This window comes from Thermomonas fusca (assembly GCF_005862345.1).
In the GTDB taxonomy this organism is placed as follows: domain Bacteria; phylum Pseudomonadota; class Gammaproteobacteria; order Xanthomonadales; family Xanthomonadaceae; genus Thermomonas; species Thermomonas fusca.
On the sequence record NZ_SROY01000002.1, the window covers coordinates 751,346 to 773,255 of the forward strand.

The 21,910-nt window shown below is 68.0% G+C and carries 24 protein-coding genes; 5 read left to right on the plus strand and 19 right to left on the minus strand.

What is annotated here, in order from left to right; translation table 11 throughout:
• Positions 1-2: 2 nt before the first annotated feature.
• From E5S66_RS07665 to E5S66_RS07700, 8 genes are all read right to left on the minus strand, one after another.
• Positions 3-701 carry a DUF4159 domain-containing protein gene (locus E5S66_RS07665; protein ID WP_138348646.1) on the minus strand — a complete coding sequence of 233 codons (699 nt, stop codon included), beginning with the start codon at positions 699-701 and terminating at the stop codon, positions 3-5.
• Between the two features lie 13 nt (positions 702-714).
• Complete coding sequence (locus tag E5S66_RS07670; protein WP_138348647.1) at positions 715-2,049, minus strand: TldD/PmbA family protein; 1,335 nt, start codon at positions 2,047-2,049, stop codon at positions 715-717.
• A gap of 101 nt (positions 2,050-2,150) precedes the next feature.
• Positions 2,151-3,785, minus strand: coding sequence for a TldD/PmbA family protein (locus E5S66_RS07675; protein WP_138348648.1), 1,635 nt, complete (start codon positions 3,783-3,785; stop codon positions 2,151-2,153).
• A gap of 117 nt (positions 3,786-3,902) precedes the next feature.
• Positions 3,903-5,531, minus strand: coding sequence for a TldD/PmbA family protein (locus tag E5S66_RS07680; protein WP_138348649.1), 1,629 nt, complete (start codon positions 5,529-5,531; stop codon positions 3,903-3,905).
• Between the two features lie 153 nt (positions 5,532-5,684).
• A complete protein-coding gene (locus tag E5S66_RS07685) occupies positions 5,685-5,900 on the minus strand; it encodes a hypothetical protein (RefSeq protein WP_138348650.1) in 216 nt (71 codons plus the stop codon).
• Positions 5,900-6,709: an HNH endonuclease gene (locus E5S66_RS07690; protein ID WP_138348651.1), complete on the minus strand. Its 810-nt coding sequence runs from the start codon at positions 6,707-6,709 to the stop codon at positions 5,900-5,902. Before E5S66_RS07690 ends, E5S66_RS07685 begins: the two co-directional genes overlap by 1 nt.
• A 108-nt stretch (positions 6,710-6,817) precedes the next feature.
• On the minus strand, positions 6,818-7,000 hold the full coding sequence (locus E5S66_RS07695) for a hypothetical protein (protein ID WP_138348652.1): 183 nt from the start codon (positions 6,998-7,000) through the stop codon (positions 6,818-6,820).
• 103 nt (positions 7,001-7,103) lie between these two features.
• Complete coding sequence (locus E5S66_RS07700) at positions 7,104-7,304, minus strand: heavy-metal-associated domain-containing protein (RefSeq protein WP_028839668.1); 201 nt, start codon at positions 7,302-7,304, stop codon at positions 7,104-7,106.
• 137 nt (positions 7,305-7,441) lie between these two features.
• On the opposite strand from E5S66_RS07700, the gene E5S66_RS07705 reads away from it, so the two are divergent.
• From E5S66_RS07705 to E5S66_RS07715, 3 genes are all read left to right on the plus strand, one after another.
• A complete protein-coding gene (locus tag E5S66_RS07705; protein WP_138348653.1) occupies positions 7,442-9,829 on the plus strand; it encodes a heavy metal translocating P-type ATPase in 2,388 nt (795 codons plus the stop codon).
• 17 nt (positions 9,830-9,846) lie between these two features.
• Positions 9,847-10,287, plus strand: coding sequence for a Cu(I)-responsive transcriptional regulator (cueR, locus tag E5S66_RS07710; RefSeq protein ID WP_138348654.1), 441 nt, complete (start codon positions 9,847-9,849; stop codon positions 10,285-10,287).
• Positions 10,288-10,431: 144 nt separating this feature from the next.
• Positions 10,432-10,830 (plus strand): DUF4124 domain-containing protein, encoded by a 399-nt coding sequence (locus E5S66_RS07715; protein ID WP_138348655.1) that lies wholly within the window; start codon positions 10,432-10,434, stop codon positions 10,828-10,830.
• A 24-nt stretch (positions 10,831-10,854) separates the two neighbouring features.
• Here E5S66_RS07715 and E5S66_RS07720 read toward each other — a convergent pair whose 3' ends face one another.
• From E5S66_RS07720 to E5S66_RS07755, 8 genes are read right to left on the minus strand one after another with little or no spacing between them, the layout of a single operon-like run.
• Positions 10,855-11,412: a lipocalin family protein gene (locus E5S66_RS07720; RefSeq protein ID WP_138348656.1), complete on the minus strand. Its 558-nt coding sequence runs from the start codon at positions 11,410-11,412 to the stop codon at positions 10,855-10,857.
• 13 nt (positions 11,413-11,425) lie between these two features.
• Entirely contained in the window at positions 11,426-12,505 is a 1,080-nt protein-coding gene (locus tag E5S66_RS07725) for an SAM-dependent methyltransferase (protein ID WP_138348657.1), read from the minus strand.
• A 25-nt stretch (positions 12,506-12,530) separates the two neighbouring features.
• Positions 12,531-13,304: a DUF1295 domain-containing protein gene (locus E5S66_RS07730; protein ID WP_138348658.1), complete on the minus strand. Its 774-nt coding sequence runs from the start codon at positions 13,302-13,304 to the stop codon at positions 12,531-12,533.
• Positions 13,301-13,834, minus strand: a complete 534-nt coding sequence (locus E5S66_RS07735) for a DUF2878 domain-containing protein (protein ID WP_138348659.1) — start codon at positions 13,832-13,834, stop codon at positions 13,301-13,303. The genes E5S66_RS07730 and E5S66_RS07735 overlap by 4 nt, the downstream gene beginning before the upstream one ends.
• A complete protein-coding gene (locus E5S66_RS07740; protein WP_138348660.1) occupies positions 13,831-15,081 on the minus strand; it encodes an SAM-dependent methyltransferase in 1,251 nt (416 codons plus the stop codon). The genes E5S66_RS07735 and E5S66_RS07740 overlap by 4 nt, the downstream gene beginning before the upstream one ends.
• A complete protein-coding gene (locus tag E5S66_RS07745; protein WP_138348661.1) occupies positions 15,078-15,854 on the minus strand; it encodes a DUF1365 domain-containing protein in 777 nt (258 codons plus the stop codon). The genes E5S66_RS07740 and E5S66_RS07745 overlap by 4 nt, the downstream gene beginning before the upstream one ends.
• Positions 15,851-17,110 carry an NAD(P)/FAD-dependent oxidoreductase gene (locus tag E5S66_RS07750; RefSeq protein WP_138348662.1) on the minus strand — a complete coding sequence of 420 codons (1,260 nt, stop codon included), beginning with the start codon at positions 17,108-17,110 and terminating at the stop codon, positions 15,851-15,853. Before E5S66_RS07750 ends, E5S66_RS07745 begins: the two co-directional genes overlap by 4 nt.
• 1 nt (position 17,111) lies before the next feature.
• Positions 17,112-18,077: an acyl-CoA desaturase gene (locus E5S66_RS07755; protein ID WP_138348663.1), complete on the minus strand. Its 966-nt coding sequence runs from the start codon at positions 18,075-18,077 to the stop codon at positions 17,112-17,114.
• A 197-nt stretch (positions 18,078-18,274) separates the two neighbouring features.
• Here E5S66_RS07755 and E5S66_RS07760 point away from each other — a divergent pair, with 197 nt between their 5' ends.
• Entirely contained in the window at positions 18,275-18,850 is a 576-nt protein-coding gene (locus E5S66_RS07760; RefSeq protein ID WP_223628095.1) for a sigma-70 family RNA polymerase sigma factor, read from the plus strand.
• A complete protein-coding gene (locus tag E5S66_RS07765) occupies positions 18,847-19,521 on the plus strand; it encodes a ChrR family anti-sigma-E factor (RefSeq protein ID WP_138348665.1) in 675 nt (224 codons plus the stop codon). Before E5S66_RS07760 ends, E5S66_RS07765 begins: the two co-directional genes overlap by 4 nt.
• Positions 19,522-19,622: 101 nt before the next feature.
• Here the strand turns inward: E5S66_RS07765 and folE are convergent, their stop codons facing one another.
• The 3 genes from folE to E5S66_RS07780 form a co-directional block, all read right to left on the minus strand.
• Complete coding sequence (folE, locus tag E5S66_RS07770; RefSeq protein WP_138348666.1) at positions 19,623-20,342, minus strand: GTP cyclohydrolase I; 720 nt, start codon at positions 20,340-20,342, stop codon at positions 19,623-19,625.
• A 144-nt stretch (positions 20,343-20,486) separates the two neighbouring features.
• Positions 20,487-21,248, minus strand: coding sequence for a hypothetical protein (locus E5S66_RS07775; protein WP_138348667.1), 762 nt, complete (start codon positions 21,246-21,248; stop codon positions 20,487-20,489).
• Positions 21,245-21,820: a lipocalin family protein gene (locus tag E5S66_RS07780; protein WP_212745329.1), complete on the minus strand. Its 576-nt coding sequence runs from the start codon at positions 21,818-21,820 to the stop codon at positions 21,245-21,247. Before E5S66_RS07780 ends, E5S66_RS07775 begins: the two co-directional genes overlap by 4 nt.
• Positions 21,821-21,910: the final 90 nt, after the last annotated feature.

A 21,910-nucleotide genomic window follows, 5' to 3' on the forward strand; every position in this document is an offset into this window, starting at 1 on the left:
GTTCAGGACAGCAGGGCATACATCACGATATTGACGCCGAAACGGGTGTTGTCTTCGGCCAGGAAGCGCTTGTTGCGCCAGTCGTAGTCCCACTCGCAGCCGTAGTCCTTGTTGCTGTAGAGCAGGCCCAGGCGGCCATTGAACTCGATGCCCTGCAGGTAGTCGTGGACCAGGTCGTCGCCCCAGCCGTTGAGCTCGAAGCCGGTGGCCGGCGGCCCTTCCGGGAACCTGAAAAAACTCGAATACAGCGGGTGCGCGTTGGACAGCTTCTTCAGCGCGGCCTTGCCGAAGATCGCCGCCATCTGCGCCTCGAACGACTTGGCGAACAGCCCGTCGATGTCGTGGTTGCAGTCGTCCACGAAGACGAAGCCGCCGTTGCGCAGGTAGCGTTCGAAATTGCGCCGCTCGGCCGGGTTGAACTCCACCAGCTTGTGCCCGGCGAGGTAGCAGAACGGCGCCTGCAGCATCTTCGGATCGGCCAGCTCGACCACGTGTTCCTTCGGGTCCACCCGCAGCGAGGTGTAATCGATCAGCGAGGTGATCAGGTTGGACGGCATCCGCGCGTCCACGTCCCAGTCGCCGGAGTCGTATTTCAGGCGGGTGAACCAGAAATCGTAGCGGCCGGACTGGGCGAACACCGGCGGCACCAGGGCCCCCGCGGCTGCACCCAGCAGCAGCCGCAGGAACCCGGCGCGGGTCATGGCAAGGCCCGGCTCAGACCGCATCCGACAGCGAGGTGAAGGTGAAATCGCGCAGGCGCATCGGCGGGATCATCATCACGAAGCTGGATTCGTCGCCGGCCACGCGCACCGGCTTGCCCAGCTCGTCGATGTTGTTGAGCATGATCACCGGCGATTCGTTGAAGCGGAAGTTCTTCACCGGGTGCTTGATCTGGCCGTTCTCGATGTAGAACGTGCCGTCGCGGGTCAGGCCGGTGAGCAGCACGGTCTGCGGATCGACCATACGGATGTACCAGGTGCGGGTGACCAGGATGCCTTTCTGGGTGCCGGCGACCAGTTCCGCCGTGGACTTGGTGCCACCAGCCATCAGCAGGTTGCCGGGCGAACCGATCGCACGCTTGCCCTGTTTCTGCGCCCAGTAGCGCGAATACTCCAGGTTGACCACCTTGCCGTTCTCGACGATGGCCATCTTTTCGCGCGGCAGGCCTTCGCCATCCCAAGGCATCACTTCGGCGCCCGGGTGCCAAGGGTCGGCGCTGATGTTCACGCGCGGGTCGTAGACCTGCTCGCCCAGCTTGTTGCCGCCGCCCTTCTTGGACATGAAGCTGCGGCCTTCGTCGGCCTGGCGTGCGTCGAAGAAGTTCATCATGAAGCTGATCAGGCCGGCGGCCGCGGCCGGCTCCAGAATCACCGTGTATTTGCCCGGCTCCAGCGCCTTGGCCTCCGCCGATTCACTGGCCTTGCGCATGGCGATGCGGATGTCACTGTCGGCCTTGAACGCACTGGCGTCCTTGAGGTTGCGGCCAACCCAGCCGGAACCGCGGCCGTCTTCGGTGCGCACGGTGCAGGTGTAGTTGAAGCCGGTGGCCTTCTGGTAGCCGAAATTGCCCTTGCTGTTGGCGAAGGCGACGAAGCTCTGCCCATCTTCCAGGAAGCCGGCCGCGATCAGCCTCTCCGCCTTGCAGGGAGCGATAGAGTCGGCAGCGACCTGGGCGCGGAACTCGGGGGTGATGGCAGCGGTGGATTCACTGAAGGTGGCGCTGGGCGTGTAGGTCTGCTTCTCGACGGCCGGCATGAACTCGGGATTTTCCGGCGCCAGTCGGGCGAGGTCTTCGGCGCGGCGAACCACGCGCTCGAGTGCGGCGTCATCGAACTCGTTGATCGTCGCGACGCCGACGCGCTTGCCGAACGCCACCTGCACGGCCAGATCGGTGTTGCTGACGATACCGCTGGTGGAGACGTTGTTCAGGGCGAAGCGGATGTTGCCATCGACGGAACCGGTCAGCGAGGCGGTGCATTCGTCCGCGGTGGACAGCGCGATGACCTTGTCCAGGATGGCCTTGGCTTGCGCTTCGGTAAGGATACTCATGTGGGATGTTCTCCTGATGGAGCGGAGCTTGCTCCGCAGCTCTTCGTTGTTTGGCAGGGCCTACGATCCGGTGCAGCCGGGAATGCCCGGCTGCACCGGTTTCATCCCAGGCTGCGGGCGGTATTGATGACGTTGATGCCGTTGAAGCGCGCGGTGGAGGATCCATGCGAGACCGCGGACACCTGGCCGGGCTGCCCCTTGCCGTCGAAGAAAGAGCCGCCCAGACGGTAGTCGCTCTCGTCGCAAACGGCGGCGCAGGCGTTCCAGAATTCCGGTGTGCGGATCTGGTAGGCCACGTCTTCGATCTGGCGGGAGATCTTGCCGTTCTTGATCTCATAGAACAGCTGACCGCCGAACTGCGCGTTGTAGCGCTGCTGGTCGATCGAGAACGAGCCGTCGCCGATGATGTAAATGCCGTTCTCGACGTCCTTCACCATGTCCGCCACGGACAGCTTGGCCTTGCCGGCGGCCAGCGAGACGTTGGCCATGCGCTGGAACTGCACGCTGCTCCAGGAATCGGCGTAGCAGCAGCCGTCGGATTCCGTCTTGCCGAGGATGTGGGCCTGGTCGCGGATGGTCTGGTAGTCCACCAGCTTGCCGGCCTGGATCAGGTCCCAGCGCTTGGTCTTTACACCCTCGTCGTCGAAGCCCACCGCGCCCAGGCTTCCGGGCTGGACCTTGTCGGCGAAGATGTTGACCAGCTCGCTGCCGTACTGGAAGCGCTGTTCGCGCTTCTCCAGCGTGGCGAAGCTGGTGCCGGCGTAATTGGCCTCGTAGCCCAGCACGCGGTCCAGCTCCAGCGGATGGCCCACCGACTCGTGGATGGTCAACCAGGTGTGCGACGGGTCCAGCACCAGGTCGTACTTGCCGGGCTTGACCGAAGGGGCGGTCAGTTTGGCGCGCGCCTGCCGGGCCGCGGCAATCGCATCCTCCTTCATGTCGTAGGACAAGCCGTAGTTCACCACGCCGTTGGGCGTGGTGAATTTCTGGCCTGCGTCGCCGTCCAGATATTCGTAACCCAGGCCCATCGGCGAGGACAGGCCTTCGCGGGTGCGGAACTTGCCGCTGGTCTTGTCGATGGCGGTGACCGTCATGGGCACCCAGATGCGGTGCACGTCCTGATCGATATAGGAACCGTCGGTGCTGGCGAAGTACTTCTGCTCGTTGACCAGGAACATCATCGAATTGACGAAATCGGCGCCGGCGTTGATCGCGGCGGCATTGACGCCCAACAGCAGATCGACCTTGTCCTTGATCGGCACCTCCATCGCGTTTTTCTTGATGGGCGTCTTCCACGACACCTCGCCGAACCCCGGCGCATTTGCCAGCTGCACCGGCGCACTCTGGGTCTTGCTGTTGGCGCTGGCGATCGCGGCCGCCTGGCGTGCGGCCGCGGCCACACCCTCGGCCGTCAGCGTGTTGGTGGCGGCAAAACCCCAAGCGCCGTTGACGATCACCCGGATGCCGGCCCCGGTGGACTCGGTATTCACCACGTTCTGCACCTTGTCCTCGCGGGTGATCACGAACTGACGCAGGTAGCGGCCGATGCGCACGTCGCAGTAGCTGGCGCCGGCCTGCCTGGCCGAGGTCAATGCGACGTCGGCCAGACGCTTCTTCAGTGCCGGGTCCAGCGGGATCAGCAGCTGTTCCGCCGCAATCGCGTTGCCGAACAACGAGGGCAGCAGCAGGCCACCAGCGGCTAGCCCCGAAAGGGCGAGGAATTCACGTCGTTGCAAGGCAGCTCTCCTGGTGGAAACGGGATGGGCGGTGCGGCGAGGGGGAGGAGGGGGGCTGTGCCGATTCTTGCGGGCCGGGCGCAGGCCGCGCAAATGACTTTTGGCACGCCCCCCGGCTCAGCCCAGGCTGCGCGCGGTGTTGATGATGTTGATGCCGTCGAAACGGGCGGTGGCGGACCCGTGCGAGACCGCCGAGACCTGGCTGGGCTGGCCCTTGCCGTCGAAGAACGAACCGCCCAGGCGGAAGTCGCGCGCATCGCAGATCGCGCTGCAGGCGTTCCAGAACTCCGGCGTGCGGATCTGGTAGGCGGCGTCCTCCACCATCTCTTTGATCTCGCCGTTGCGGATGCGGTAGTACAGCTGGCCGCCGAACTGCGCGTTGTAGCGCTGCTGGTCGATGGAATAGGAGCCGCGGCCGTGGATGTACAGGCCGTCCTCCACGTCCTTGACCATCTGCACCGGTGTCAGCGGCGCCTTGCCCGGCGCCAGCGAGACGTTGGCCATGCGCTGGAACTGCACGCTCTTCCACGAATCGGCATAACTGCAGCCGTGCGAGGCGTCCTCGCCGAGGATGTGCACCTCGTCGCGGGTGGCCTGGTAATTGACCAGCACGCCGTCCTTCACCAGGTCCCAGCGGCGCGTCTTCACGCCTTCGTCGTCGTAACCCACCGCGCCCAGGCTGTACGGCTCGGTCTTGTCGGCGGTGAAGTTGACGATGTCGCTGCCCCAGCGGAAACCGGCCTCGCGCTTGTCCAGCGTGGCGAAGCTGGTGCCGGCGTAATTGGCCTCGTAGCCCAGCACGCGATCCAGCTCCAGCGGGTGGCCCACGTTCTCGTGGATGGTCAGGAACAGGTTGGACGGGTCCAGTACCAGGTCGTACTTGCCGGGTTTGACCGACGGCGCCTTGAGCTTGGCCCGCGCCTGCTTGGCCGCGGCGGTGGCGTCCTCCACCGGGTCGTAGGAATGGCCGTAGCCGACCACGCCGCCGGGCAGCTGGAACCTGCCGGCGGCATCGCCATCCAGGAACTCCCAGCCCATGCCCATCGGCGAGGACAGCCCGTTGCGGGTGCGGAACTTGCCGCTGGCCTTGTCGATGGCGGTGACGGTGAACGGCAGCCAGATGCGGTGCACGTCCTGGTCGATCCACGAGCCATCGCTGGAGGCGAAGTATTTCTGCTCGTTGACCAGGAACAGCTGCGAATTGATGAAATCGGCGCCGGCATTGCGCGCGGCGGCATTCACCGCCAGCAGCAGCGCGGTCTTGTCCTTGACCGGCACCGCCATCGCGTTCTTGCGGATCGGCGTCTGCCAGCGCACCTCGCCCACGCCGGCCTGCGGCGCCAGCTGCACCGGCTGCGCGCGCAGCCGCGCATTGGCCCGCGCCACCGCCAGCGCCCGCGCCACCGTCTCGCGCACGCCGTCGGCGGTCTGCCGATGGGTGGCGGCAAAGCCCCACGCACCATCCACGATCACCCGGATGCCGACCCCGGAAGATTCGCTGTTGGTCACGCTCAACACCCGGTCCTCGCGGGTCTGGATGGCCTGGTTGAGGTAGCGCCCGATCCGCACGTCGCAATAACTCGCGCCGCCCGCCCGCGCCTGCGCCTGCACCGCATCCGCCAGCGCCTTGTGCCTGGCCGCGTCGGCCGGTACCAGCAGCTGCTCGGCGGCAACCAGCCGCGCATGCGGCAGCATCAGCCCCGCCAGGCCGAAGCCGGACAGCGCCAGGAATTCGCGTCGTTGCATCCGTCTCTCCCCGCAGCGCCAACCGCGCCGCCAACGCCGGATTCTCGGCAGGCGGGGGATGGGTGGGGAGTGTCTTTTGGCATGGGGAGCACGGATGATCAGCCCAAGAGCTGCTGCTCAATGATCCGCCGGAGATAAATCAGATCGCTGATTTCAGATCAGCTTCTGATGCTCCTTGGCAAACCAGTGAACGTCCGCGCGAGCCAAGTCAAATTTTTCTCCGAATATCATTGCGGCCTCGTAGGGCGGAAAGTCGGCAAAACATGCCAGCTGCTCGTCGTCCAGCCCGGCGTCAAAGTGATCTATTGCGAAAAGATGCTTCATGGCCACGTCAAACAGTTGCAGCCAGTTCTGATCGATAGCGCTCATTAGATGGCGTCCTGTATCATTTTTTCGCGATGCCGTGCAATGAATGAAGGTTCAGGCGCGAACTTGTCAGGCGGTGAAATTTTCTTGTCTTCCGCTACCCAAAATACTTGTCGCAAAAAATCATCTTTTGAATTTTTGAGATGTTTTGAAAGAATTACACGATGATCGTCCGTTAGTGAAAATAGGTGCTTGTCAAAGGCTTTATCATGAATAGCGGAGAGACAGAGGCCATTTCCAGGGTGCAGGCGAATCGTTGCATCTTCATTCCACGGTACGATATGACTGGCAACAAGAAAACGCCTGTCGCTAACGCCAGAAATGCAGCAGCGCTCACCGTAGCTGCTTAGTACAGCGCGGCGGAAAAACGACTGACCGACACGCTGCTTAACAAGCGCCGCCCGCACATCGCCGGTGAAGTCTCGCTCTTCAATCGGGAGGGTCTCCGGCTCCGGAAGCTTCTTTTCCTTATGGATATAGGCAAGCAATTCCTCGCATTCTGCAATTACGGCCTCCCAGTCTGCATGGGCTTCTCCCCATATCTTTTTATCAAGGGATGAGGCATTGCCAAGGCCGACCCTACCGCTTTCAGTGATTTTCGGATCAAGGCTCGCGATGTTGAGGCACTTCATAGCTACCGCGCCTGGTGTACGGCCAATCATTTTGGAGAGCGCGATGATCTCTTTGTTCCGGCTATCCAATTGGCCGAACGGCATTTCGCAGTAAAGCTTGAAGGCAAGCATTGTCTGCTCGCGCGTCCAATTGCCTTTGGGGTTGAATGCGCCCTCGCGCACCCTGATGATTTCAATCATGGACTGAGTCGGCGTTTGTAGATGTTGTGACACGCACTTTGCAACATCGCCAATCATTGGCACAACTGCCGCTTCTAAAAAAACACGAGCCAAACACACGGATCAGAGTCAGCTTTTCAATCCCGCACGCCGCCCACGCAGCCACGCGGTTGCATAACCAGCAACTCCCGCCAACACCAGCCCCAACGGCAACGCCCCCGGTTCGCCTTCGGTGGTGACCATCATTGCCACCAGTGCCACGCCAAGCGCGGCCACAGCCAGCGATACCGTTTTCTGGGTCTTCGGCGTCATCTCCGTCTCCTGTCGGTGCAGGCGGGCAATGTGCCGGCGGACTGTGTGCTGGCGATGAAGCGGGCGAGGGCGAAGGGGTTGCCCGCCGCGCGCCGCATACGGCTCAGGCGTCGAGGCGCTGCGCCGGGTAGTCCTCTTCCGCCAGCGCGGCGATGGCGGCGTCGGCGCTGAAGGCGCCGCTGGCTTCCACTTCGCCCCTGGCCAGGTCCACGCGCACCTGCGCGGCGGGGTCCAGCGCCTGCAGGGCGCGGGTGACGGCGTTGACGCAGTGCTGGCAGCTCATGTTTTCGACCTTGAACAGCATGGATGTCTCCCGGTGTGGTGGATGCGGGCAGTGTCGGCCTTGCCACGGTGGCAAGGTCAAGCCTAGGCTGCGCGCTTGACCTTCCCATGTTGGGAAGGTGGAAGCTGGCCGCGAACCATCATCGCAACGAGGCCGTCATGAACAACGATTCCACGATCCAGCTGGGCATCACCGGGATGACCTGCGCCAGTTGCGCGGGCCGGGTGGAGAAGGCGCTGCGCAAGCTGGACGGGGTGGAGCAGGCGTCGGTGAACCTGGCCACCGAGGTGGCCTCGGTGCGCGCGCCGGGCCTGCCGCTGGCGCAGCTGGTGCAGACGGTGGAGCGCGCCGGCTACGGCGTGGCCGCCGACGAGACGCACCTGGCCATCGAAGGCATGACCTGCGCGTCCTGCGTGGGGCGGGTGGAAAAGGCGCTGGGCAAGGTGCCGGGCGTGCTGTCCGCCAGCGTGAACCTGGCCACCGAGACCGCGCTGGTGCGGCACCTGGCCAGCACGCCGGTGTCGGCGCTGCAGGCGGCGGTGGTGAAGGCCGGCTACCGGGTGCGCGAAGAGGCGACGCAGGCCGCGCCGGCTGCCGGCATGCCGAAGGAACTGCGGCATGTGCTGCTGGCCGCGGCGCTGTCGCTGCCGCTGGTGCTGCCGATGCTGCTGATGCCGCTGGGCGTGCACTGGCAGCTGCCGGGCTGGGTGCAGTGGCTGCTGGCCACGCCGGTGCAGTTCTGGCTGGGCGCGCGTTTCTACCGCGCCGGCTTCGCCGCGCTGCGGGCGCGCAGCGGCAACATGGACCAGCTGGTGGCGCTGGGCACCAGCGCGGCCTACGGCCTGAGCGTGTTCCACCTGCTGGCGCCCGCGTCCGGCCACCACGCGCCACCGCTGTATTTCGAATCCTCGGCCGTGGTCATCACCCTGATCCTGTTGGGCAAGTGGCTGGAGGCGCGCGCCAAGCGCCAGGCCAGCGACGCCATCCGTGCCCTGCAGGCGCTGCGCCCGGCCACCGCGCGGGTGCTGCGCGACGGCGTGGAGGTGGAGCTGGCGCTGGCCGAGGTGGCGGTGGACGACGTGGTGGTGATCCGCCCCGGCGAGCGTGTGCCGGTGGACGGCGTGGTGATGGAGGGCCGCAGCCACGGCGACGAATCACTGCTCACCGGCGAGTCGCTGCCGGTGCCGAAAGCGCCCGGCGATGCCGTGACCGGCGGCGCGGTGAACGGCGAGGGCCGGCTGTTGGTGCGCACCACCGCGGTGGGTACCGAATCGGTGCTGGCGCAGATCGTGCGGCTGGTGGAGGACGCACAGGCGAAGAAGGCGCCGATCCAGCGCATCGTCGACCGGGTCAGCGCGGTATTCGTGCCGGTGGTCATCGCCATCGCGCTGGTCACCCTGCTGGGCTGGGGCATTGCCAAGGGCGACTGGGCACAGGCGCTGCTCAATGCGGTGGCGGTGCTGGTGATCGCCTGCCCGTGCGCGCTGGGGCTGGCCACGCCGGCCGCGGTGATGGCCGGCACAGGCGTGGCCGCGCGCGCCGGCATCCTGGTGAAGGACGTGGAAGCGCTGGAAACCACCCGCCAGCTGCGCAGCGTGGCCTTCGACAAGACCGGCACGCTGACCATGGGCAAGCCCGCGCTGATGCAGCTGCACGCGCTGGATGGTGACGAGGCGGCGCTGCTGGCGCTGGCCGCCGGCCTGCAGCAGGGCAGCGAACACCCGCTGGCGAAGGCGGTGCTCGCCGCCGCAGGCGAGCGCGGCATCGCCGCAGCCGAAGTCACCGACATCGCGGCGGTGACCGGCCGCGGCGTGGAAGGCAGGGCGGGGCGGTCCCGCGTGGTGCTGGGGCATGCCCGCTGGATGGGCGAGCTGGGCATCGGTCTGTCGCCCGCACAGGCGCAGGCGGATGCGGCATCGAGCGCCGGGCAGACGCAGTCGTGGCTGGCGCAGGAAACCGAAACAGGCTGGAACCTGCTGGGCCTGCTGGCGTTCGGTGATGCGGTACGGCCGCAGTCGGCGGAAGCGATCAAGGCGCTGCATGCGATGGGCATCCGCCCGCTGATGCTGTCTGGCGACAACCGCGCCGCTGCCCGCGCGGTGGGCAAGCAGCTGGGGCTGGCCGACGACGAGGTGCGCGCGGAACTGCTGCCGGCCGACAAGGTGGAGGCGATCCGCGTACTCGCGGCGCAGGGCCCGGTGGGCATGGTGGGCGACGGGCTCAACGATGCGCCGGCGCTGGCCGCGGCCACGGTGGGGTTCGCGATGGGCAGCGGCACCGACGTGGCGATGCACGCCGCCGGCATCACTCTGATGCGGCCGGACCCGCGGCTGGTGGCCGACGCCATCGACATCTCCCGCCGCAGCGTGCGCAAGATCCACCAGAACCTGTTCTGGGCCTTCATCTACAACCTCATCGGCATCCCGCTGGCGGCGCTGGGGCTGCTGGACCCGATGATCGCCGGCGCGGCGATGGCGCTGTCCAGCGTCAGCGTGGTGGGCAACGCCCTGCTGCTGCGGCGCTGGTCGCCGCGGGCGCGCGACTGATCCGCAAGGAGAACGACATGGCATCCAACACCATCCGCCCGGAACTGGCCGACGCGCTGGAGCAGGGCCTGCACAACATCGGCCAGGCCGCGGCGCTGACCGGTGTGTCGGCCAAGATGATCCGCCATTACGAAAGCATCGGACTGATCGCGCCGGCCGCGCGCACTTTCGCCAACTACCGCCTGTACAACGAGGCCGACCTGCACCGGCTGCGCTTCATCAAGCGCGCGCGTTCGCTGGGGTTCGCGGTCAAGCAGATCGAGGCGCTGCTGGCGCTGTGGGACGACCCGCAGCGCGCCAGTGCCGAGGTCAAGCAGCTGGCGCGCGCGCACGCCGCCGAACTGGGCGAGAAGATCCGCGAACTGCAGGCGATGCAGCGCACGCTGGAAACACTGGCGCGGCGCTGCCACGGCGATGGCAGGCCGACCTGTCCAATCCTGGACGACCTGGCGTCCTGACCGCTTGCGTTGGTGCGGCGACGGGGCCTGCCGTAAGTCCGGTGCCGGGATGCGGCATTCCCCGACCCGTGCGCGCGCCGTTCGGCGATTGGCCGCTCAGTACGGTTGCGGGAGGCTGCCCGCATCGCCCCGTGGAGCCGCGCCATGCGCCCGCTGCTGCTGATCGGCCTGCTGCTATTCGTGCCGCATGCGCAGGCGGAGAGCCTGTACCGCTGCGTCGGCCGCGACGGCGCGGTGAGCTACCAATCGCGGGCCTGCGCTGCAAGGCAGCGGCTGGACCGGGTGGTGGAGTACCGGGCAGAACCGGGCGCGGCGCGTTCCGGGGGAGTCCCCGAGGTATCGCGCCGGCAGCCGCGTCGCTACGCGAACGGCAGCGGCGGCAATCGCATCGTGCGCGTGGGCGGCGCAACCACCGCCAGCCAGCGCTGCCGGGCAGGCAAGGCCAAGCGCGAGGCCGCGCTGCAGCGCCTCGGCCTGAAGCGCAGCTATGACCAGCTCAGCGCACTCGATATGCAGGTGCGCGCGGTCTGCGGGGGCTACTGAGCCGGCACGGCTTGCCTGCCGCGGTCAGCGGTTGTCCGCGAAGGTGGTGGCGGAATGCGGCACCGTGCGCCACTTCGACAGGTCGTAGCCCAGCCTGCGCAGGCGCTGGCGCGCGCGTTCCAGCTCCGCGTCCGCCACGTCTGGCGAGCGGGCGAACACCCACGCGTAGTCGCGGGCATCCCGCGCCACCACCATCAGGCTGTAGTCGTCGCGCACCCAGGCCACCACGTACTGCGCCTTCATCGGCCCCAACACGCGCACGTCCCAGACCGCGTTGCCGGTGCCGGGGCGCACCCGTGCCGGCGCCTCGATGTGCTTGCGCGGGCCGTCGGCGCCGCCATGGTTGAAGGTCAGGGTGGTGCGGATGCTGCCGTCGCGGCGCAGCGTGTAGGTTTCCACCGCATTCCACGCATCGCGCTCAAAGCGGGTGGGGATGCCGCCCACCAGGTACCACGCGCCCATGAAGCGGGCCAGGTCCACGTGCGGGACCGGGCGGATGGCGGGCAGGTTGGCGGCCACGCTGCCGATGAACAGCAGCGCGGCCAACCACCACCACTGTCGTGCAGGCAGGCGCAGGCGCATGGCGGTGCTCCGGTCAGGGACGCTCGAACAGGTAGTGCGACACCATCCACTCCTGGCCGTCGGCATAGCCGAACAGCTCGGCGCAGGCCATCCAGAACATGCGCCAGCGCTGGAACCACAGGCCGGCGGCATCGCCATAGGCTTCGCGCAGGATCGCCATCACCTGGTCGCGATGCGCGTCCTGCTGCTGCAGCCAGTGGTTGGCGGTCTTCTCGTAGTGGCTGCCCTCCAGCAGCCACTGCTGGCGGATCGCCAGCGCGCCCTGGAAATGCAGCAGGGTGTCGGCCGCCGGCATCAGGCCGCCGGTGAAGAAATGCCGGCCCATCCAGTTGTCCTCGCCCTGCGTTTCGAACGGATACAGCAAGGTGCGATGGACGAAGATGTGCACGAACAGCCGCCCGCCCGGGCGCAGCCAGCTGCCGATGCGGCCCAGCAGGCTGTCGTAGTTGCGCATGTGCTCGAACATCTCCACCGAGACGCAGCGGTCGAAGCCGGCGGCGGGCAGGGCGAGGGTGTTCACGTCGCGGGTCAGGACCTGCACGTTGGTCAGGCCGCGCTCGCGGCAGCGCGCTTCGATGAAGCCGCGCTGGCCGTTGGAGTTGGACACCGCGGTGATGCGCGCGTTCGGGTAGCGCTGCGCCATCCACAGCGTCAGCGAGCCCCAGCCGCAGCCCAGCTCCAGGATGTCCTGGCCGTCGGCCAGCCCGGCGCGCTCGCAGTACAGCGCCAGCATCGCTTCCTCGGCCTCGGCCAGGGTCTCGTCGCCGCGCGGGTAGTAGCAGCTGGAGTACTTCAGGCGCGGGCCCAGGCAATGGAAGAAGAACGCCGGCGGCAGCTCGTAGTGCTGGGCGTTGGCGGCGTCCGTCTCGATGGCGACGGGGCTCTGCCGCAGCAGCTCCAGCAGCTCCTGCTGGCGCAGCGACTGGAGCTCGACCCCGCCGGCGCGCTCGTCCTCGAGGCGCTGCGCGCACAGCCGGCGGATGCCGGCGCGGATGGCGGCATCGGGCAGCAGGCCGCGCTCCGCCAGCCCCAGCAGGCCGGGCGCGGCGCGGTCGCGGGAGAGTTCGTTGGCGTCCAGGGTGGCGGTGGTCATGTGCGCGCTCCTTTTTGTTGCAAGGTCAGGATTTCGGGAACCACGGGAACAGCATCGGGGTGGTGCGCTGGTACTCGCGATAGTCATCGCCGCGGCTGCGCAGGGCCTGCTGTTCGGTGAAAGGGATGCCGCTGACGTAGCGCAGGAACAGGTACATCACCACCGGCCCCAGCCAGCCCAGCCACGACAGTGGCGCGCCGATGGCGGCGACCGCGTACGCGCACCAGTGCAGCCATTCGAAGAAGTAGTTGGGATGGCGCGAATACCGCCACAGGCCGCTGCGGCAGGTCCTGCCGCGGTTGCCGGGATCGGCGCGGAAGCGCGCCAGCTGGGCGTCCGCCAGCGATTCGCCGGCCACCGAGACCAGCCAGATGGCGATGGCCAGGCCCAGTTGCCACGCTGCCGGATCCGGATGCGCTGCCACCGCCAGCAACGGCAGCGAGAACAGCAGCACCAGCAGCGCCTGGAACTGGAAGAAGCCGAAGAACTTCAGCTGGCTGCCCTGCCAGTGTTCACGCAGGGCGCGATAGCGGCCGTCCTCCGGCTCGCTGCGGACGCGCGCCCACAGATGCAGCGCCAGCCGCAGCGCCCACGCGGTGGCGAGCACACCCACCAGCAGGCGCGCGGCGGGCGCGCCGGTGCCGGTGAGCGCCAGCAGCAGCGCCGCGCCGGCAAGCCCGGTAGCCCACAGCACATCGACGATGCCGGCATTGCGGCGGCTGCGCTGCCACAGCCAACCCAGCACCATCAGCGCCGCGGCCAGCAGCCAGATCCACGAGAGTTGCTGCGTGGGATTCATGCCGTGCCTCCGTGGAGATCCTGTTGCAGGCCGCGCCGGGCCAGCCACGCCAGCAAAGGCATCGCCAGCGCCCAGCCGGCGGCCAGCGCCAGCAGGCTGTGCCACTGCGGACTGGCGAACTGGACTACGTCCCAGCCGCGCGCGGCGCCGAGGTAAGCCAGCGGTCCGCCGATGGCACCAAACACCGCGGCCAGCAGCAGGCGGCGGTGCAGATAGCCAAGCAGCGGGACGATGGACAGGGCGAACGCCCACCACAGCGCCAGGATCCAAGCCGGTGAACCCGCCCACGGCCAGGCCGCGGCGTAGTCGAGCAAGCCGCTGCGCACCCACAGGTTCTCCAGCACCAGGCCGACGGCCAGTGCCACCACCACCAGCCGCGCCTCCAGCAGCCGGTGCGGCGACACCGACAGCCGCCACAGCGTGAACAGACCGGCGGCGGTCACGCCCGGCCACCACAGGCCCTGGCCGGCGCCGATCACCGCTGCGAACCAGGTGGCCTGGTAGCCCAGCAGGGTCAGCCAGAAGGTCATGCGCCGCGCTCCAGCGGACGCCAGCCCGGCTTGGCCATCAGCAGGTGCGACACGCCGATCGCGCGCTCGCGGAAGCCGCCTTCGCAATAGGCAAGGTAGAACTCCCACATGCGGATGAAGCGCTCGTCGAAGCCCTGTGCCCGCACCGCCGCCAGCTGCGCGAGGAAGCGTTCGCGCCAGGCATGCAGGGTGCGGGCATAAGACAGCCCGAAATCCTCCAGCGCGACCAGCGCCAGGTCACTGCTGCGGGTCTTCGACGCCAGCATCGCGCTGACCGAGGGAATGAAGCAGCCGGGGAACACGTGGCGCTTGATGAAGTCCACCGACTTCAGCGCCTGCTCGTAGCGATGGTCTTCGATGGTGATGGCCTGCACCAGCGCCAGCCCGTCGGGCTTCAGCAGGCGGCCGATCTGCGCGAAGTAGCTGTCCTGGAAGTCCGCGCCCACCGCCTCGATCATCTCGATCGACACCAGCTTGTCGTACTGGCCGGTGATGTCGCGGTAGTCGGACTGCAGCAGGGTCACGCGTTCACCCAGCCCGGCCTGCTGGACCCGCGCCGCGGCGAGGTCGTGCTGCTCGCGCGAAATGGTGGTGGTGGTGACGTGGCAGCCATAGTGGCGGGCGGCGTGCAGGGCGAAGCCGCCCCAGCCGGTGCCGATCTCCACCACGTGGTCGCCGGGGTTCAGCGCCAGCTTGCGGCAGATCAGGTCGAGCTTGCGGGTGGAGGCCGCTTCCAAGGTGTCGTCGTCACCCGCCCAGTACGCCGAGGAATACATCAGGTCCGCGGACAGGAACATGCGGAAGAAATCGTTGCCGAGGTCGTAGTGCGCGGCGATGTTGCGCCGGCTGCCGGCGCGGGTGTTGCGGCGCAGGGCGTGCAGCGCCTGCATCGCCAGCCCGCCCAGCCGGGCGCTGCCGGTTTCCATGCCGTCCAGCAGGTCGCGGTTGCGCACCAGCAGCTGCACCAGTGCGACCAGGTCGCTGCAGCGCCACTGCCCGTCCATGTACGCCTCGCCGGCACCGACGCTGCCGTTGCCAGCCAGTGCCCGGTAGAAGCCCGGATCCAGCACTTCCAGGACGACCGCGGGGCCGTCGCCGGCGCGACCGAACTCGACGCTGCCCAGTGCATCGTTGACCCGCAGATGGCCGTGGCCCAGCGCGGACAGACGCTGCAGCACGCGCTGGCGCAGGAACTTGTCGAAGGCGCCGAATGCGCTGGGGGGTGCGGTCTGGGCGATGGCGTTCAAGAACGGCTTCCTGGAAGTCGGGGGTGGTCGTGGAAAGGGGTGCGCTTGAGCCACAGCCGCAGCGCCTGCCAGTAGATGGCGCCGACCACCTGCGCGGTCATCAGCGGGTAGCGCCAGAGCACCCGCGCCAGTGCGTCGGCGCTGATCGGGCGGCGCCGCAGCTGCAGGTGCGCGTCGAACTCGCGGCCGTTCGCGCCCAGCACCGCCATGTTCACGTGCAGGGCATCGGCGGGCACGGTGAAGCGCCAGTCGTAGCGGCGCTGCATGCCAAGGAACGGAGAAACGTGGAAGGTCTTGTCGAAGTCCCAGCGCAGCATCCGCCCGTTGCCGCTGGCGGCGTCCACCGGCAGCACGTAGGCATGCCGCTCCAGCCACGGCGTGTTGGTGATCTCGGCGACGATGCTGTGCAGGGTTTCGCCGTCGGCCTCGAAGCAGTAGTAGAAGCTGACCGGGTTGAACGCCATGCCGGCGTAGCGCAGGTGCGCAAGCAGGCGCACCGGTCCTTCCGGGCGCTCGCCGATGGCGGCCTGGACCCGGTCCTTGACCGCTTCCTTGAGCGGCCGCTCCGGCGGGCCGAGGAAATCGGCGCGGCGGAATTCGGCAAGGTTGCGGCGACCGGCCGACCACAGCCAGCGGCTGCGGAACACGGCGTCGATCTCGTCGAGGTCGAGGTAGAGCTGGGCCATCCGGTAGCGGAACGCATGCGGACGCGGCGTGCTGCGGCGATGCCGGACCACGCCTTCATAGACCGCGCTGTGCAGCTGCACGCTCATGCCGCCGCACCCTGCGGCCACGCCGCGCCCAGCCCGGCCGCGACTTCCACCGCGCTGCGCATGCCGTCCTCGTGGAAGCCCCAGCCCCAGTACGCGCCGGCGAACCAGGTGTGGTTGTGACCCTGGATGGCGGCTTTGCGCTGCTGCGCCGCCACCGACGCCGCGTCGTACACCGGGTGGTGGTAGCGCAGCCGGCGCAGCACCTTGTCCGGGGCGATGGCCTCGCTGCGATTCAGCGTGACCACGAACGGGTCGGGCGAATGCAGGCCCTGCAACAGGTTCATGCAGTAGCTGACGGTGCAGGGCGCGCCCGGATCGCCCGGCAGGAAGGCATTCCATGCCGCCCACGCCTTGCGGTTGCGCGGCAGCAGACTGGCATCGGTGTGCAGCACCACGTCGTTGGGCTGGTAGGCGATGGCGCCGAGGACGTCGCGTTCGTTGACGCTGGCGTCGGCCAGCAGCGCCAGCGCCTGGTCGCTGTGGCAGGCCAGCACGATCTGGTCGAAGCGTTCGCTGCCCGCTGCACTCTCCACCACCACGCCATGGCCGTCGCGGGTCACCGAGCGCACGGGACAGCGCAGGCGCTCCTGCACCTGCCAGCGCGCACGCAGTGCTTCGACATAGCTGGCGGACCCGTCGCGCACCACCCGCCACTCGGGGCGGCCGCTGACCTGCAGCATCTGGTGGTTGGCCATGAACTGCACCAGATAGCGCGCCGGGAACCGCAGGATCTGTTCCGGCGGCGACGACCACAGCGCCGAGGCCATCGGCACCAGATGGTCGTCGCGGAAAGCCGCGCCGTAGCCGTTGGCCTCCAGCCAGTCGCCGATGCCCGGGCCCGGGCCGTCACCCACCAGCAGGGACGGCGCTTGCCGGTAGAAGCGGAACAGGTCGCGCACCATGCCGAGGAAGCGCGGCGACAGCAGGTTGCGGCGCTGGCAGAACAGCGTGTCCAGCGTGGTCGCGTTGTATTCCAGCCCGGTGCGCTCGCTGTGTACCGAAAAACTCATGGTGGTGGGCGCCGTCGCCACGCCCAGGGTGTCGAACAGCCGGGTCAGCAGCGGGTAATGCGCCGGGTTGTGGACGATGAAGCCGGTGTCCACCCGATACGAACGCCCGGCCTGCTCGACGGCGTGGGTGTGGGTGTGCCCGCCGAGATAGTCGTTGGCCTCGAACAGCACCACCTCGTGCGCCTGCGACAGCAGCCAGGCGCTGGCCAGGCCGGCGATGCCGGAACCGACGATCGCGATCCGCATCTCAGCGCTCCGCCTTCGCCAGCACCCACTCGGGCACCGGCTTGAGGTCGCGCACCAGCCCCAGCAGCGCCATCAGCCGCAGGCCGTACCAGGTCAGGTCGATCTCCCACCAGCGGAAACCCTGGCGCGCACTGCTGGAGTAGAAATGGTGGTTGTTGTGCCAGCCCTCGCCGAAGGTCAGCAGCGCCAGCCACAGGTTGTTGCGGCTGTCGTCACGGGTCGGAAAGCGGCGGCGGCCGAAGCGGTGCGACAGCGAATTGATGGTCACCGTCGCGTGGAACAGCACCACGGTGGACACGAAGAAGCCCCACACCAGCAGCTGCGGCCCGCTGGTGCCCAGCGCCGGCCATGCGCGTTGCAGCAGCGCGCCCAGGCCATACAGGCCAACGGCCATCGCCAGCGGCACGACGATGTCGAAACGGTCCAGCCAGCGCAGCTCCGGGAAGCGCGCCAGGTCCGGCACCCGGCTGAGGTCGGTGGCGAACGCACGGCGGGTCAGGAACCAGCCCATGTGGCTGCGCCAGAACCCGTGGCGGGGCGAATGCAGGTCTTCCACGGCGTCGGAGTGGCGGTGGTGGTGGCGATGGTGCGCCGCCCACCACAGCGGCCCGCGCTGCACGCTGGCGGCGCCGATCAGCGCGAACACGAACTGCAGCGGGCGCGAGGTGCGGAACGCGCGGTGGGAGAAATAGCGGTGGTAGAAACCGGTGATGGCGAACATCCGCACCACGTAGAGCAGGGCGGCGACCAGCACCGCCACCGGCGAGATGCCGACCCACAGCACTCCGACGCAGCCCAAGTGCAATAGCACGAAGGGCAGCACCCGCAGCCAGTCCACCCGGTCCGCATCGGCGCCTTCTGCAGCCGGCACGGCGGCGCTGTCGAACCATTGCAGCAGGCTGCGCCGGGCCGGACGCGCGGGTGCACTGTCGGCGGAGGAGGGGAGGAGTGCCGGTTCCTGGGGCATCGCGGGCTTCCGTTTCGGATAGCAGGTTTACGCGGTGGCACGCGGATTGGATGCAGCCGGGCGTGCCGGCGTCGCTTGCATCCAATCCGCGGTGGCCGCCGTAGAGAGTGGTGTCCATCCCAGCTGGCCGTGTTTGCCCTACCATGCGTTCCGACCCCAACCGCGGAAACCTGTCGCCCTTCGAGGCGGCCAGATCCATGTCCATCGCCGAAGCAAGCCCCGGGGACCCGGGCTACTGGTCCGGGCAGATGCAGGCGGTCGCACGCCGCCGCGACCAGACCTGCTTCATGCGGATCTACGACCACTTCGCCCCGCGGGTGCGCCTGTACCTGCGTGGCCTGGGCGCGCGCGAAGCGGTGGCCGAGGAGCTGGCGCAGGAAGCACTGCTGCGGCTGTGGCAGCGCGCCGACAGCTACGACGCGGCCCGCAGTTCGCTGGCCACCTGGCTGTTCCGGATCGCCCGCAACCTGCACATCGACCGGCTGCGCCGCGAGAACCAGTGGATCGCCGTGGACATGGAGCCGCTGGAGTTCGAGGCGGAAACCGACAATCCCGCGTTCTCCTCCGCGGAGAGCTTTGCCGCCCACGCCGACCTCAATGAACGCATCGAGCGCCTGTCCGCGACCCAAGCCCGCCTGATCCGCATGTCCTATTTCGAAGCCAAGTCCCACCAGCAGATCGCCGATGAACTCGGGATGCCGCTGGGCACGGTCAAATCGTCCATCCGCCGTGCCTTCCTGCGCCTGCAGTCGGGCGTGCAGGAGGCCACATGACCCCGCGCCATCACCTCGATCCGGCCACCCTGGTCAGCCATGCCGCCGGCGCGCTGTCGCCGGAAATGGCGGCGGTTGCCGACACCCATCTGGAAGGCTGCGCCTACTGCCGCCAGCAGCTGGCAGCGGCCGAGCGGGTTGGCGGCGTGCTGCTGTCGCAGCAGCAACCCGCGGCGCCGGCGCCGCAGCAGGCCGCACGCCTGCGCGAGGACATGCTGGCGCGCCTGCAGCAGCCGCTGCCCGCGGCGCCGCACGGCCTGTCCGCAAGCGACGAGGCGCCGCGTTCGCTGGACGCGCTGCCACGCCCGCTGCAGCCGTATTTCGGCAAGAGCTGGAAGGCGTTGCGCTGGCGCTGGATGGCGCCGGGCGTGCACATGATCCGGGCGCCGCGCAGCAGCGGAGACACGCTGATCATGCTTCGGATCGCGCCGGGCAAGAGCATGCCGGTGCACAGCCATGGCGGCAGCGAACTGACCCAGATCCTGCGCGGCGCCTATGACGACGCGCTGGGCCACTTCGGGCCGGGCGACATGGCCGACCTGGACAGCGAAGTGGAACACCAGCCGGTCACCTCGCCGGGCGTGCCCTGCATCTGCGTGGCCGCGCTGGACGGCCCGCTGCAGTTCCGCGGCTGGCTGGCGCGCAAGCTGCAGCCGATGGTGGGTCTGTAATCCCGGCCCGCCACCGAACGTCCGAACATTTCTTCGGCCCCAAAAGGAAACGGCCCGCATCGCGAGATGCGGGCCGTTTGTGTTGGTGAAGCTGGTTTCGGTCAGCCGCGATGACGCAGCGACAGGAATTCCTTGCGCAGCGACGGGTCGGCCAGGAAGCGCCCACGCATCACGCTGTTGATCATCTTCGACTCGTCGTCCTTCACGCCGCGCCAGTGCATGCAGTAGTGGTCGGCCTCCATGACCACGGCGATGCCGTCCGGCTTCAACCGCTGCTCCAGCAGGTTGGCGATCTGGCTCACCGCCTCTTCCTGGATCTGCGGGCGGCTCATGATCCAGTCGATCAGGCGGGCGTACTTGGACAGGCCGATCAGGTTGGAGTCGGCGTCGGGCAGCACGCCCACCCAGACCCGACCCATGATCGGGCACAGGTGGTGCGAGCAGGCGCTGCGCACGCGCAGCGGGCCGACGATCATCAGCTCGTTCAGGCGCTCGGCGTTGGGGAACTCGGTGATGGCAGGCGCGTGCTGGTAGCGGCCGGCGAACAGTTCACGCACGAACATCTTGGCCAACCGGCGGCCGGTGTCGCGGGTGTTGTGGTCGTTGTCGACGTCGATCACCAGTGCGCGCAGCATCTCCTGCGCCTTGGCGGCGACCTCGGCTTCGATGGCCTCCAGCTCGCCGTCCTCGAGGTAGTCGGCGATGTTGTCGTTGGCATGGAAGCGGGTGCCGGCGCTGCGCAGGCGTTCGAGGACGCGCTGCGATGCCGGCAACACCGACAGACGCTGGATAGGTGTTGGGTCCCGCTGGGGCTGCGACATGGATGACCTCGAAACATGGGGGGAGAGATGAACGCACTGCACGCATGCTGCAGCAGCGCGGTTTCATTCGTGCTTACGCGGTTGCGCAAAGGTTGGATGCGCAGCAGCAGGACAAGCCTGATCAGCAAACCTCCGCACCACAGATCATCCTGCGCGCCGCAGGCGGGCCTCGCGCCAGCCCAGCGCTGCCGCGGCAATCGCCGCCAGTGCTACCAGCACGGCCAGCACCAGCGCCACGCTGGCCGCCGTTTCGGCCCCCGCCAGCACGGACGCCTGCTGTTTGGCATGCACGCCCAGCAGGCCCCAGATCCCCGCCAGCGTGTACCAGGGGTTGCCGCGCAGCTTCACCACCATCACCAGCAACAGCACGCCGGCCAGCGCGAACAGGACCAGCGTCCACGGCAGCATCTGCTCGACGGACAGCAGCCGGAACGCGACCACCACCTGCGCCACGTTGAGGAACACCGCCAGCGAAACCCAGCCCGCGTGCAGCGACAGCGGCAGCCATTGCCACCACGGGCCACGGCGGTGACGCCGGGTCTGCGAGGCCAGCCACGCCGCGCCCAGCAGGCACCACAGGCTGCCCCAGATGATCGCCAGCGCCAGCCAGAACCCCTGCAGGGTGAACACCACCATCCACAGCGAGGTCAGCGCGAAGCCCACCGCGGTCAGCACGCGGATGCGCAGCAGGCGGGTACCCGGCTCGCGCACGCGGGCCTGGGCGATGCCGAACACCACGTCGAGCAGGAAGATCGGCCCCCAGATGGCGAAGGCATAGCCGGCCGCCACGATCAGCGTGGGGTAGCGGCCCGAGATCTCGCCGTTGGTCGGCCCCAGCAGCCCGCTGTTGGACAGCCAGCCGACCAGCGGCATCGCCAGCGCCAGCGCGAGGACCAGGAACCTCATTGGCATTCCCCATGGAAAGTGTCGCGGCCGGCGCCCGTCTCCGGCCAGCGCTGCGGCACGCGTTCGATGCGGTCCACGTCGTAGCCCAGCGTGCCGGCCCGCGCCAGCATCGCCCGGTAATCGCTGTCCGCCACGGTTGGCGTGCGCGCCATGTACCAGAGGTAGTCACGGGCATCGCGCACGACCAGTACCTGGCTGTAGTCCGGCGCCAGCCAGCCAACCTTGTACTGCGCCTTGAACAGCCCGAAGAAGCGCACCTTCCACTCGGCATTGCCGGTGCCCGGCACCACCAGGCCGGTGGATTTCAGCAGCTTCACCGGGGCGTCGAAACCATCCGGCCGGTAGCGGTACCAGGTGCAGACGTTGCCCTTGCGGTCGAGCCGGTAGGTTTCCACCGGGTTGTGGCTGCCGCGCTCGAACCGGGTCGGGATGATGCCGATCACGTACCAGCGGCCCATGAAGCGCGGCAGGTCCACGTTGTGCATGGCCTGGATGGGCGTGCCGGCTTCGGCGCAACCGCTCAGCAGGGTGGCCAGCAGCAGGGGCAGGGCGGAGATTGCGAGGCTGCGCATTGGAAGGATCGGCATCGAGGGTGATGTCGCTTGTACGCAGGCCTGCGCCGTCCGGATGCAGGAGGGCTTCCTGCACGGCATGCATCCGAT

Excerpts from the sequence above, each read along its gene's own strand:
- E5S66_RS07665 (WP_138348646.1), bottom strand. The coding sequence starts at position 701 with ATGACCCGCGCCGGGTTCCTGCGGCTGCTGCTGGGTGCAGCCGCGGGG.
- E5S66_RS07670 (WP_138348647.1), bottom strand. The coding sequence starts at position 2,049 with ATGAGTATCCTTACCGAAGCGCAAGCCAAGGCCATCCTGGACAAGGTC.
- E5S66_RS07680 (WP_138348649.1), bottom strand. The coding sequence starts at position 5,531 with ATGCAACGACGCGAATTCCTGGCGCTGTCCGGCTTCGGCCTGGCGGGG.
- E5S66_RS07685 (WP_138348650.1), bottom strand. The coding sequence starts at position 5,900 with ATGAGCGCTATCGATCAGAACTGGCTGCAACTGTTTGACGTGGCCATG.
- E5S66_RS07690 (WP_138348651.1), bottom strand. The coding sequence starts at position 6,709 with ATGATTGAAATCATCAGGGTGCGCGAGGGCGCATTCAACCCCAAAGGC.
- E5S66_RS07695 (WP_138348652.1), bottom strand. The coding sequence starts at position 7,000 with ATGACGCCGAAGACCCAGAAAACGGTATCGCTGGCTGTGGCCGCGCTT.
- E5S66_RS07700 (WP_028839668.1), bottom strand. The coding sequence starts at position 7,304 with ATGCTGTTCAAGGTCGAAAACATGAGCTGCCAGCACTGCGTCAACGCC.
- E5S66_RS07705 (WP_138348653.1), top strand. The coding sequence starts at position 7,442 with ATGAACAACGATTCCACGATCCAGCTGGGCATCACCGGGATGACCTGC.
- cueR (WP_138348654.1), top strand. The coding sequence starts at position 9,847 with ATGGCATCCAACACCATCCGCCCGGAACTGGCCGACGCGCTGGAGCAG.
- E5S66_RS07715 (WP_138348655.1), top strand. The coding sequence starts at position 10,432 with ATGCGCCCGCTGCTGCTGATCGGCCTGCTGCTATTCGTGCCGCATGCG.
- E5S66_RS07720 (WP_138348656.1), bottom strand. The coding sequence starts at position 11,412 with ATGCGCCTGCGCCTGCCTGCACGACAGTGGTGGTGGTTGGCCGCGCTG.
- E5S66_RS07725 (WP_138348657.1), bottom strand. The coding sequence starts at position 12,505 with ATGACCACCGCCACCCTGGACGCCAACGAACTCTCCCGCGACCGCGCC.
- E5S66_RS07730 (WP_138348658.1), bottom strand. The coding sequence starts at position 13,304 with ATGAATCCCACGCAGCAACTCTCGTGGATCTGGCTGCTGGCCGCGGCG.
- E5S66_RS07735 (WP_138348659.1), bottom strand. The coding sequence starts at position 13,834 with ATGACCTTCTGGCTGACCCTGCTGGGCTACCAGGCCACCTGGTTCGCA.
- E5S66_RS07745 (WP_138348661.1), bottom strand. The coding sequence starts at position 15,854 with ATGAGCGTGCAGCTGCACAGCGCGGTCTATGAAGGCGTGGTCCGGCAT.
- E5S66_RS07750 (WP_138348662.1), bottom strand. The coding sequence starts at position 17,110 with ATGCGGATCGCGATCGTCGGTTCCGGCATCGCCGGCCTGGCCAGCGCC.
- E5S66_RS07755 (WP_138348663.1), bottom strand. The coding sequence starts at position 18,077 with ATGCCCCAGGAACCGGCACTCCTCCCCTCCTCCGCCGACAGTGCACCC.
- E5S66_RS07760 (WP_223628095.1), top strand. The coding sequence starts at position 18,275 with ATGTCCATCGCCGAAGCAAGCCCCGGGGACCCGGGCTACTGGTCCGGG.
- E5S66_RS07765 (WP_138348665.1), top strand. The coding sequence starts at position 18,847 with ATGACCCCGCGCCATCACCTCGATCCGGCCACCCTGGTCAGCCATGCC.
- folE (WP_138348666.1), bottom strand. The coding sequence starts at position 20,342 with ATGTCGCAGCCCCAGCGGGACCCAACACCTATCCAGCGTCTGTCGGTG.
- E5S66_RS07775 (WP_138348667.1), bottom strand. The coding sequence starts at position 21,248 with ATGAGGTTCCTGGTCCTCGCGCTGGCGCTGGCGATGCCGCTGGTCGGC.
- E5S66_RS07780 (WP_212745329.1), bottom strand. The coding sequence starts at position 21,820 with ATGCGCAGCCTCGCAATCTCCGCCCTGCCCCTGCTGCTGGCCACCCTG.